Raw genomic sequence first — 11,326 nt, 5'->3', positions numbered from 1 at the left:
AAATATACAAAAAAAAGTTGAAAAACGGGCATATCAGCCATTAAAAGGCTAGTTCCGGCAAATTAAGCGTATGTTATGTTTCAATAACCGCGCTTTAACTCCACTTCATTCTCGACCGTTTTACCAGCCTGAAAACAGGCTAAATTCCGAAGAAATTGATCGACTTTACCGCCGTCTTCATTTGGCTGTCCGCCACCGGTATGTTGCGTAAGCAGTACATTGGGCAACAACCAAAGTGGATTATCAGCAGGCAACGGTTCAATAACCGTTACGTCCAGAACAGCGCCACCAAGGTGCCCGGATTGCAACGCCTTAATCAGCGCCGGTTCGTCGGTCGTGCTACCCCGCCCAACGTTAGCGTATATACTTCCGGGCTGCATGGCATCAATCAGATCGGCAGTATAGAAACCCGTCGCCGTACCAGGCAGGCAATTCACCACAATGTCAATTTTGGGAAGAAGCGCTTTGAGTTCGTCGGCCGAGTGCAAATCGGCGTGCGGATCAGTGCGGGCCAGCATGTAAATCTCACAATTGAAGCCCGCTAACATTTGTCGTACCGCCTGTCCAATGGTACCAGTCCCCAGAATAACCACTCGTTTTTTCCACAACAAATTCGTTCGGGAACGAATGGGTACCCCCACCCACTCGGAACGACTCTGTAAAATAGCCAATTCGGGAATGGCTCGGTAGAGCGCCAACACACCCGCTACCATCGTTTCGGCGCAGGGAAGGGCAAAGTAATCACCCATATTGGCAATCGTGGCGTCCAGTTGAACGGATTTATACCCATCAAAACCGGCTGAATCCAGTTGCCAGAATTTCAAATTAGGAAGCGATTCGGCAAACCAGGCTGCGGGTGGGTTTCCTAGAACAAAGTCGGCCGATTGAAAAGCAGCCTGCTGTTCAGCTTGAGTTAAGTCAGCCCGAAATACGACTGTAATATCAGGTGGAAGTTGCTCTTTAAGTTTTGCTTTAAGTGTATCGTCGAGTGCTGGATTAACAAAAAGTTGCATACCGTTAGTAGTTTTAAAACGCAAAGAACGCAAGGTTCACGCAAAGTGCACAAAGAAGTTGGCGTCTTGTGGTCTTTGCATTTAACCCTGCGCTCTTCGCTGGTTGTCCGATGCGATTAACTAAATCCTTATTTTCCGCCTTTCAATTGTCCCAGCAACCAGGTAGTCATTTTCTCTGTTTGCTCTGGATACGTCCAGTGACCTGTATCGAGGTATAATTCCAGCATTTTGGGACCAGGAATCACATTGTAAGCAGCATACATGGAGGTTGGCGGACAGGTTTCGTCGTTGAAGCCCCAGGAGTAATAACCCGGAACATTCACCATTCGGGCGAAATTCACCACGTCATAATAGCCCGTCGTTTTAATTCTATCTGGTTTGTTATTGTACGCCAGATTGTCGCCAACAAACATGTGTGGCCATCCGCCAGCACGACCGCTGAGATAACCTGTCACATCGGCTAAAGCCGGATAATAAGCGCCCAGCCATTTAATTCGGGAATCCAGGCCAGCCGTCACAATGCTAAGCGCTCCGCCCTGACTGCCGCCTGTAACGGCCAGATTTTGCCCATCATATTGGGGCATACTCACCAGAAAATCGACAGCCCGGACGCAACCCAGATAAACGCGCTTGTAGTAATACCGATCCCGGTCGTCGAGGTTAGCAAATGGGTAGCCGTTGAGCGCACCCCGACTAAGATTATCATACACAATAGGGTCCATCGTAACCGGAACACCATGAATACCTACTTCGAGCGTGATAAACCCTTTTTCAGCTTCGGCAATCATCCCATTATACGGACGAACGCCAGCCCCCGGCACCCGTAAAATAGCAGGGTATTTGCCTTCTTTTTTGGGTACGCACAAAATTCCGTAGAATCGAGAATTGTTGATATTCTGCAAGTTAAGCTGATAAACGTTCGTCAGTTCGGTGCATCGCTCAGGGAGAAGTGTCATACGGACATCCATAGGGACTTTGGCCAGATCGGCCTTCGCCTGATCCCAGAACGCCTTAAAATCGGCAGGATTTGCTACGGTTGGCTTGATCGTCAATGGTTCGAAACCAGCCGTTGTCAGCCCTCGATACTCTTTACCATCCAGTTCGACGGTAGCGATGCAACGCAGGAAGCCTCCCGTTTTCATTGTTCCCCCTTCCAGCGCCAACGTGCCATCTTTCAGAGTGACTGTTTCTTTTTTGGTGGGCTCCATCTTTTCCGGCCCAATTTCATAACGGAGTTTAGCGCCTTTCAAGAGTACATTACTCTTATAAACCGACACGTTGAATTTAACGGGTTCGCCGGTTTTATAGAGCCAATCGGCATGATCGGGCGTCACAATCACTTTAACGAGCCGCTCAACAGGCTGAGCCAGCGCGTTCGTAAACCAAATGAGTAATAAACTGGGAAGCAGCAGTTTTTTCATGGAATGTAGCACGAGGATTTGTTCTATCATTCACAGAAAGCACTTCCAGCCTCAATTATAACCGGAAAAAGATCAATCAATCCGGGCTGGCGTTCGATAAGCCTGGCGAGCCGGTTGCATATTCACAACACACCGAACGAATAATGTTAGTGGGAACAAAATATCGAAGCCCCCTGGTATATTGGAGAGCATCATACCGAATATAATCAACACACCTGTCAGGCTAAAATACATGGTCCGGCGACGCGCTGTTGTATTCGAACTGGTAGCCCAGAAAATCAGGGGTAAATGAAAGGGCATCAGGTAGAGCAGCGTAGGATTCCAACTCGTCACGCCATCATCTCTGATCATCCACAGAATCAATAAAAACCAGCCAAGAAAGCCAACAATACCAAACAGGAGCCGATCGAACCAGCCATCTACTTTACCAGCCACTTTATAGCGACGGATGGTGAATAGGGCCACCAGAACACCCAGGATCGCAAATACTACATCGGGATCGAACAGGATTGAAACCTGTTGACGGAATGTGTGCTGGGGTTCAAATATCGACTGCGTACTACTCACCAAAGGGACAATTTTCCCATCGGCCTGCCGAATCGTGGCATGCGAAAGTTGATCAAATAGCTGCTCGGGAAGGTACATCGCGCGCCAGCCATCGGTTTGCTCGTCAGACGGGTGCCCGATAGCCAGATTCATACCCAACTGATACCAGGGCATTTCGCCCAAATAATCGTTCATCAGATCGCGGTACGACTTACCCGTCATGCGTGCACGCGACGGAATCGTCAGGCTATCCCCACACGCATGAACAATCATGTCGCGAGGGCGGGTAGAACAGTTATCGTAATAAAACTTGTAGCGATACTCTCGGTTTTGAGGTAGATAATTCTCCTCCAGCGCCGTCAACAACCGTTGGCGTTGGGTGGGTGACAGGTTTAACACCTGCTCCCGAACACTTCGGTTTGTTTGCTGGTAATAATACAGAACCTGATATAAGTTGTGCGACGTCAGGTTATAGGGCAGCGTACCCCGCAAAAATTTTATAATGAAGTAATCGGCCCGATAATCGAAACCACCAAAACTATAATCCTTATCAAGACCAAGCATTGGATCGGTAAATCGTATTTCGGTATGCCCAAAAACCGACGAAATATCGTCTTCACCAGGCCCATAAGTAATCAGACTGACACGAGCAGCCGGAGAAAGCGTTTGGGCGAATGATGAATGATGAATGATGAATGATGAAGCTACGAAAAGTACCAGCAGAAAAGACCATTTGCGGCTCTTATGCTGCGTAGCCCCCTGCCCCGAGCCCCCTGCTCCCTGCCCCCTACTCATCGTCTTCATCATCAACATCATTGTCATAAACTCGTTTGGCCTTGCCTCGGCTTGGCTCTTTCCCCTGGACACAGATAACCAGTTCACCTTTGATTGTTTTTTGGGCAAAATACGTAATAAGTTCGGACAAAGGCCCGCGCCGATTTTCTTCAAATAACTTAGTGAGTTCACGCGAAACACTGGCTGGTCGATCGGGGCCAAACACCTCCGCAAATTGTTGAAGGGTTTTCAGAAGTCGGTGGGGCGATTCATAAAAAACCATCGTACGCTCCTCCCCTGCCAGTTCGGTCAGGCGCGTTTGTCGTCCTTTTTTGTGCGGCAGAAACCCCTCGAATGTAAATCGATCATTGGGTAAACCAGAATTTACCAAAGCGGGTACAAACGCAGTTGGGCCAGGAAGGCACTCAACCGAAATATCATTTTTGATACACTCGCGTACGAGTAAAAAGCCTGGGTCTGAGATTCCGGGTGTGCCCGCATCCGACACCAACGCGAGGGTTTTCCCTTCTTTTAGTTGACCAATTAACCGCTGTACGGTCTGGTGTTCATTAAAAATATGGTAGCTGTGAAGCGGCTTGCTAATGTTCAAATGACGCAGTAAAACGCCCGATGTTCGGGTGTCTTCGGCCAGGATTGCATCAACACTCTGCAACGTTTTAATTGCTCGCAGTGTGATATCGTCAAGATTGCCGATTGGTGTCGGCACGAGAAATAGTTTCAAGTTCGATTCTGGTTACAGGTTCCCTGCTTAAGCCGATTCCTCAGCACGGTCCAAAGTTCGGCAACCAACTTGAAACTTCATGCAATTTTATCAATGGCAGCAGCCAGTTTACGATCCTTATCGGTTACAATGTTTCCGGCATCGTGAGTTGATAGCCTGATTGTAACTTGGTTATATACGTTTGACCACCAGGGATGATGGTCCATTTTTTCGGCGACTAAGGCCACACGGGTCATAAACGCAAAGGCTTCGCTAAAATCAGCGAACTGAAAATCACGGGTGAGTTGGTTATCTTTTTCCTGCCACATGGGAATAAGGTTTACAGTATTGTTTGACTTTAGAACCGCTGATCGAAGGCGAGTGTTTCCATACATATACGCCTTATCTGTAGAGCAGGCCTTCTCAATCTAACAAGGCGTAGCTAAGTCAGGGCAACAAAAAAACACTGATCCCAACAGAATCAGTGTTTAAATACTCCTTTTTCCAGCCGTGATTATCGGCTTGCTACAAAGTATGCCTATTTTAAAAATGGCTATAACTTATTGACTAGACGGTGTACTGTCTGTATCATTTATGGCTCTAACCGCCAAAAAAGTCCTGATAAATAGGATCAGAAATTAGATCGGTCAGGTAGCATTATCAGCCATTTAATAAGCCCGTCCCTTAATGACTTTTTAATCTTGAAGTGACTAAAAGTTAATCTATTAGTCAAGATAGAAACTTAAATTTTCATTGTGTTCCTAATGCGACTAGCTTTAACGGTAGTAATTTTCATAGTCAGCACATTCATTAGCAGCTGTACCGAAACCAGCAAGTCCCATTCCGAAACGTCGGCAGCCGTTAAACCTACGTCTATACAGCGAAATGGGCAGTCTTATCAACTGTTACGCTTTGGAAAGCCCTATTTTATTAAAGGCGCTGGTGGCGTTAGTCATTTAGCCCAATTAAAAGCCTGCGGAGGCAATTCCATTCGTATCTGGGATGACCTGGAAGCTGAATCTATCTTAGATCAATCTCAGAAGTTAGGGCTGACCGTATTTTTTGGCTTGTGGGTAGAGCGCGAGCTGGAAGGCTTCGACTACGATGATCAGACGGCCGTTGACCGACAATTTGAACGCATTCGTAAAATCGTTTTAAAATACCGGAACCATCCCGCCTTATTGATGTGGTGCGTTGGCAATGAATGGGCAATGGAAGCAAGCAATTTCCGGGTATACGACGAAGTCAATCGACTTGCCACCCTAGTTCACGAGCTTGACCCTAATCATCCGGTTGCTACCGTTATTTCGCCCGATAGTGAACGGGCAATCTGGCTTGTTCAGGAACGGTGCCCATCTCTTGATGTATTGGCCGTTAACTCCTATGCATTGACCGAGAAGTTACCCCAGTTCTTAAAAAAAGGCGGTTGGGATAAACCGTATCTCATTTCTGAATATGGTGCCCAGGCTTACTGGGAAACGCCTGTTGCTCCCTGGAAAGCACCACTCGAGCCAACCAGTCAGCAGAAATATGACTATGTCAATAAGTTTTATCGGCAGTATATCGGATCTCAACCGCCTAATTGCCTTGGCTCCTATTTGTTCTACTGGGGTTTTAAACAGGAAGAAACGCATACGTGGTTTAACGTTTTTGACGATAAAGGCCGATCAACTTCGCTGGTAGAATTGATGCAACTGCTCTGGTCAGGTAAACAGACAATGAATAAGGCACCTGTCATTCAACCTTTACAAATCGATGGCAAGGCGTTGACTTACCAATCGTATACAGCCTCCTCGATACCGCATCAGGCACAACTATTGACAAACGATCCAGAAGGTGATTCTTTAACATACAACTGGGAAATCAAACGACGCGCTCAGTTTTCGGCCGATTATGCGGGAACGCCAATGCCCGCCTTAAAGGGATTGATAGATAAGCCCGAACGCTCATCCATTTCGTTTCATTTACCGGATAAACCGGGGGCTTACCGGTTATTTGCCTATGTGTACGATACACATAAGCATGTTTCTTCGGCCAATTTTTCCTTTGAAGTAAAACCAGCCAATTCGGCGAAATAACAAATGATTCTGGTACACGTCTGTATTAATTAATACAGACGTGTACCAGAAAAGAATTCTTTTTTGATTAGCCCTTTTGACTCGAATTAAATTTCCTCAATAAAGCTACTACTTACAATTGACAATTATCCATGAGAAATGTTATTGGCCTTGCTAAAAAAGTATTAGGTATTCACCCACAACAAGGTGTGAAACCCTTAAATAATCTTGTTCATATTGGCTCACATTTTCATGGATACCACCTACCCGATAATTTATTAAGCAGCGATTCTATTTGTTATTGCATTGGGGCTGGCGAAGACGTTTCGTTCGACACGGAATTAAAAGTTATTTACGATGCCCAAGTGTATATTTTTGACCCAATGCCTGAGGGTATCAACCATTTCCGAAAACTCAAAGAGTGTGTCAAACAGCAGATTCCGCTGACTATTGAGCCTACAGTGCCTTTTACCTATCGAATATCCGATGAACAGTTGGAGTCAATTACGTTTGTCGAAATCGGCGTATGGGATCAAAAAACAAATCTAAAGTTTTTTGCGCCAGAGCGTGATGATTATGCCTCCCACTCACTTTATTTATTTCAGGAATCAAACGAATATATTGAAGCCCCCGTCGATCGATTAAAGAATTTAATGACTATGTTAGGCCATAGTAGTGTAGACGTTGTTAAACTTGAAATTGAAGGCGCAGAATACACGGTTATTGATACAATTGTTGATGATAAACTAGACGTAAAAGTAATACTTGTAGAATTTGACGAAGTCCACAATGCGAATGATAAATCATTTCATTTCCGAATAAAGAAAACCTGCGCTAAACTAAAAAAAGCAGGCTATGTACTAGTTCATTCTACCCACAACTTGAAACGAACATTTATTCGGGAAGACGTGTATAATTCGCTAAAAGTATCGGAGCGTACTTCGAAAGCTAAATCAACTAACCAACAACAGTCTTTGGCCTATTCGTTGAGTAGATAAATCAATTAACCATATAGGCACAGAGATTAAGAGACCAAAAGTCATTCGTTTCATATTTGTGCCTATGTGGTTAACTAAAGTGTACAAAAAACGCTGACTCTACCAGAATCAGCGTTTCCCATGCTCAAATTCTAATCAATTGCACAAACCATTTACGGGTTGCACTCCACCAAACATTAATACGCTCTCTATTGGGCTAACGTTGCATTAGCTATTTTTTCTTAGTAGTATATGTAGTTCTGATTGCGACATATTTCTGGTTATCGCTATCAATTAGCCAGTTTCAACCGTCGTTACACGGGCATCAACGTTGATGAATCCGTTGGGCCAACCTGATAGAATCGTTTCCCGCAGTCCCGACAATGATAAGCCTTACAGGGAATTAACTTCATTACTTGAGATCGGTCTCTTGGAACAGGATACGGATTACCACACCGTGGGCAACTGGATATAGACTTAAAAGATGTTAGTAACGAAACCGGAGCGATAGCACCCGTCAGGAGAAGAATAATTTTGAACGTCATGGTCATAGAGGGAGTTGACCAAATTTCGCCAAAAACAGGCATTTAGCCCTCCAAAGCCCATTAGTATTCGCGTATGTATTTATTAATAGGCTATCAGGTCACAGTGCCCACTCACTGCAAAACCGACTTATCTCGGCACAAATTACACGACTTCTCCCTCAACTGTTGAAGCCAGAAAGAATAGACCTGTATTTAGAAAATAAGTTTCAAAATTCCTTCTGCTACGAACCAGAAAAGTGAAGCAGAAATGAGCAATATCAGCGTCCAGGGACCAGGAATGGGTAGTGTTTTCTTTGTCGTTTTCATACCTCAAAGCAAAGAAAACGAGATAAAGGCGGATTTAACCAGAGATTAAATTTATATGAAAAAGCTCATTGGTTACCTTGAAGAAAAGCGCTTTTATTAGCATGTATCCGCCCATTAGATATCACAAGACGTTTTGCTCAGGCTATTTTATTCAATAAATTTTGTTTTACTTTGCTTTGATATAAGTGTAAATGCCTATATTAATCTCAAATTTTATTTTGTTCGACAAATTAGATTACTTTCGAATTTTATAACTTAAAGTATTATCTAACAGGATATTTATTGATACTTAAAGCTATATAACCTTTATGAAAAAAGTAATTATACTATTACTTCTCCCTTGTTGCGTATTAAGTAGTTGTACTCAATCTGTCAGTCCTACTTCTATATTCGATGTAGTTGGCTCATACGAAATTACTGAGTATCAAACTACATCACTACTCGATGAGACTCCCACTGGAACAGTAAGCGTAACACAGGTAGACAACCAACATGTTACTATTCTGGTCAAAGGCACCTCCGGAAAAACAAAGATTAACTATTCCTATTCGGGAGTTACAGTAGTGGCTTACGACAAAGAAGCATACTCTTTGCAATATAAAGGCAAACAGATTGGACTAGCCGGCAATGATGGCATTAGTCGCTACGTCAGTCTTTATCCTACAAACACTATTACTATTCAAGCTGTAGAGTTCTAAACATGTCCTGATCCCTAAACGTGAGCCAGTGAAAAGTAGAGTAAAAAAAACTAACTTTCATTGGTAACCAAAAGAGAAATGAAACAGGGCAAATTCTCTGAATCGCAAATCGTAACGAACGCTCCGGCGTCCCGATCTTAAGCAGCAGGATAGTGAACAAACCGTCGGCTCGGATTCAGCCGGGTTATTTAGCGCATCAATTGGTTTACTCGTTGGCCCAAGCCCGATGTCATCTTTTTATACAACTAAAAACGGCCTCACTCAAACAGCCCGCCGTAGCGGTTGTGATATGTTGGTGCCTGAGCAAGCCCACCATCAGGAGCGAAAACTGAAGCGGAGGAGGAAGAACTACTATACCAAGTGAGTGATCGAAAATTATGTGGTCAATGAAAAATCGGACTAACTTAGCCTGTCAATAAAAAGGTGTATAAATAACAAAACGGTCAATGCTTTTCAGGACGGGTCTACGAGACCATCGTTCAGAAAAACCTCGCTTTATTTTCAGGCCAAGACATTACTGAATTAGTCGTGCGACACCAAAAGCGGCAGCAGCTGCTAAAGCTCCAATCAGCATTACTTTGACGGCCCCCAAAATGGGTGGTTGGCCCGTAACTTTACTCTTGAAATAACCGAAGACAAATAAACAAATCAAGGTCAGTCCACACGAAAATAGCAAGGCTTCGTGCGGACTGGCGAGTATAAAGTAAGGCGATAAAGGGATGAGTCCTCCTGCTACGTAGGAAAGCCCGATGGTTAACGCACTTTTCGTTGCTCGATTCGGATCAGGCTTGTCGAGTCCCAATTCGTACTGCATCATGAAGTCAATCCACTTGGTTTTATCCTTTGCTAACTCATCCGCTATTACCTTTTGTAAGTCTGAATTAAGGCCCATTCTGGCAAATACATCACGCACTTCCTCTTTTTCACGCTCTGGCATGGTTTCCACTTCTCTTGTCTCACGACGACGTTCAGAGTCATAGTGGTCGGCTTCGGTACGCCCCGCCAGATACCCGCCTAACCCCATAGCAATCGAACCGGCAACGATCTCAGCAATACCCGCCGTAACGACTAATGATGAATTGGCGACAGCCCCGCTTAATCCGGCAGCCAGCGCAAAGGGTACGGTCAGCCCATCTGACATACCAATAACAATGTCCGAAATCATGTCTGAACTGCGTAAATGCTGTTCGTGGTGGATAGAGTCTGGGGTTGCCATCTGTATTTGGAAAAGTTAGTGAGTTGCTAGTCGTTCAAGTACTGGAATCGTTTAAGGTAACGTTAAAGACTGACTATAAAAGCGCCAAGGCATAAAATAAGGTCTATTTATCAATCATACAATAGTCAACCTGCTGACAGAAAATGACTAGCCAGCAGGTTGACAGGGTTACGTTTGTGCCTGGTTTGATAGTAAGCCCTATTATTCGTCCTTGACGTCATACCGATCAAGCATCATGACCTTGTTCCAGGCCGCTACGAAATCATGGACAAAGCGTTCCTGCGCATCATCCGCAGCGTACACTTCTGCAATGTTACGTAACTGCGCATTCGATCCAAAAATGAGATCACAGCGGGTTGCAGTGTATTTGATAGCGCCACTCCCCCGACCCCGAACGGTAAACAGCATTTCCTGTTGATCCTGAGGAACCCACTCGTAATCCATGCTGGTCAACACCTGAAAGAAATCGTTCGTTAACTGCCCAGGGCGATCCGTAAATACACCGTGCTTTGAGTAGTCATAATTCTGTTCCAAAACACGCAGACCACCGACGAGTACAGTCCATTCCGGAGCGGTTAGCGTCAGAAGCTGGGCCCGGTCAAGGAAAATTCGCTCAGGAGGCTTGTCGTTTTTCGGCTTCCAGCGGAATCCAGGCATCTGCCCGCTCATTTCGGTAGTTGCCTAACTCAGAGCCCGAAGAAGTTCCCTGGCTGGACGGTGTATTGGCAGACGGCGTAGCGGGTGCCTGGCTGCTCGCCCGGCGATTCTGGGCTAGTGACGGCTGAGCTATAAGGGCAATAATAAACAGACCGCTGAATGCTGTCATTTTCAGAGTTTTGTGTTGAGTAATCATAAGGAATTGTTTAAAAATGAAACAGTATATAAAAGGCACTCGGTAATACGAATCGGGAGTGTTTGAAGAGCACAATGAATAAGTTCATCGGTTGACACCTGTAGGCATGACGTAAGCAGACAGCCGTTCCCGACAGGCAAATCACCTGGAGTTATAGCTGTAAATAGTAGTAAGCCAAACCCGTTAAACGCAGTGCGGA

Annotated in this window: 10 protein-coding genes and 1 pseudogene; 3 read left to right on the top strand and 8 right to left on the bottom strand. The window is 45.0% G+C overall.

The genetic code is table 11. The annotated features are described in order from the left end of the window. Nucleotides 1-80: 80 nt before the first annotated feature. From ACYVGR_RS28760 to ACYVGR_RS28740, 5 genes are all read right to left on the bottom strand, one after another. Nucleotides 81-1,013: a D-2-hydroxyacid dehydrogenase gene (locus ACYVGR_RS28760; protein WP_460963342.1), complete on the bottom strand. Its 933-nt coding sequence runs from the start codon at nucleotides 1,011-1,013 to the stop codon at nucleotides 81-83. 128 nt (nucleotides 1,014-1,141) lie between these two features. Continuing rightward, nucleotides 1,142-2,434 (bottom strand): acetylxylan esterase, encoded by a 1,293-nt coding sequence (locus ACYVGR_RS28755; protein ID WP_460963340.1) that lies wholly within the window; start codon nucleotides 2,432-2,434, stop codon nucleotides 1,142-1,144. 72 nt (nucleotides 2,435-2,506) lie between these two features. After that, nucleotides 2,507-3,793 carry a lipoprotein N-acyltransferase Lnb domain-containing protein gene (locus ACYVGR_RS28750; protein ID WP_460963583.1) on the bottom strand — a complete coding sequence of 429 codons (1,287 nt, stop codon included), beginning with the start codon at nucleotides 3,791-3,793 and terminating at the stop codon, nucleotides 2,507-2,509. Then, a complete protein-coding gene (rsmI, locus tag ACYVGR_RS28745; protein ID WP_460963338.1) occupies nucleotides 3,768-4,496 on the bottom strand; it encodes a 16S rRNA (cytidine(1402)-2'-O)-methyltransferase in 729 nt (242 codons plus the stop codon). Before rsmI ends, ACYVGR_RS28750 begins: the two co-directional genes overlap by 26 nt. A 77-nt stretch (nucleotides 4,497-4,573) precedes the next feature. After that, on the bottom strand, nucleotides 4,574-4,870 hold the full coding sequence (locus tag ACYVGR_RS28740) for a 4a-hydroxytetrahydrobiopterin dehydratase (protein WP_460963336.1): 297 nt from the start codon (nucleotides 4,868-4,870) through the stop codon (nucleotides 4,574-4,576). A 369-nt stretch (nucleotides 4,871-5,239) separates the two neighbouring features. Here ACYVGR_RS28740 and ACYVGR_RS28735 point away from each other — a divergent pair, with 369 nt between their 5' ends. The 3 genes from ACYVGR_RS28735 (at nucleotide 5,240) to ACYVGR_RS28725 (ending at nucleotide 9,058) form a co-directional block, all read left to right on the top strand. After that, the gene (locus ACYVGR_RS28735; protein ID WP_460963334.1) at nucleotides 5,240-6,553 is read left to right on the top strand and encodes a glycoside hydrolase family 2 TIM barrel-domain containing protein; all 1,314 of its coding nucleotides are present in this window, start codon (nucleotides 5,240-5,242) and stop codon (nucleotides 6,551-6,553) included. A gap of 131 nt (nucleotides 6,554-6,684) precedes the next feature. Next, nucleotides 6,685-7,530, top strand: coding sequence for an FkbM family methyltransferase (locus ACYVGR_RS28730; RefSeq protein ID WP_460963332.1), 846 nt, complete (start codon nucleotides 6,685-6,687; stop codon nucleotides 7,528-7,530). Between the two features lie 1,138 nt (nucleotides 7,531-8,668). Next, entirely contained in the window at nucleotides 8,669-9,058 is a 390-nt protein-coding gene (locus ACYVGR_RS28725) for a hypothetical protein (protein WP_460963330.1), read from the top strand. Between the two features lie 514 nt (nucleotides 9,059-9,572). Here the strand turns inward: ACYVGR_RS28725 and ACYVGR_RS28720 are convergent. From ACYVGR_RS28720 to ACYVGR_RS28710, 3 genes and pseudogenes are all read right to left on the bottom strand, one after another. Continuing rightward, a complete protein-coding gene (locus tag ACYVGR_RS28720; RefSeq protein WP_460963328.1) occupies nucleotides 9,573-10,274 on the bottom strand; it encodes a VIT1/CCC1 transporter family protein in 702 nt (233 codons plus the stop codon). A gap of 201 nt (nucleotides 10,275-10,475) precedes the next feature. Continuing rightward, a pseudogene (locus ACYVGR_RS28715) lies at nucleotides 10,476-10,889 on the bottom strand (catalase/peroxidase HPI); the annotation flags it as partial. After that, complete coding sequence (locus ACYVGR_RS28710; protein ID WP_460963327.1) at nucleotides 10,888-11,100, bottom strand: hypothetical protein; 213 nt, start codon at nucleotides 11,098-11,100, stop codon at nucleotides 10,888-10,890. The gene ACYVGR_RS28710 and the pseudogene ACYVGR_RS28715, both read right to left, overlap by 2 nt. Nucleotides 11,101-11,326 lie beyond the last annotated feature (226 nt).

Source organism: Spirosoma litoris (assembly GCF_054776755.1).
Note: the sequence above shows the minus strand (reverse complement) of the source record. Positions and strands in the feature narration are given on the sequence as shown.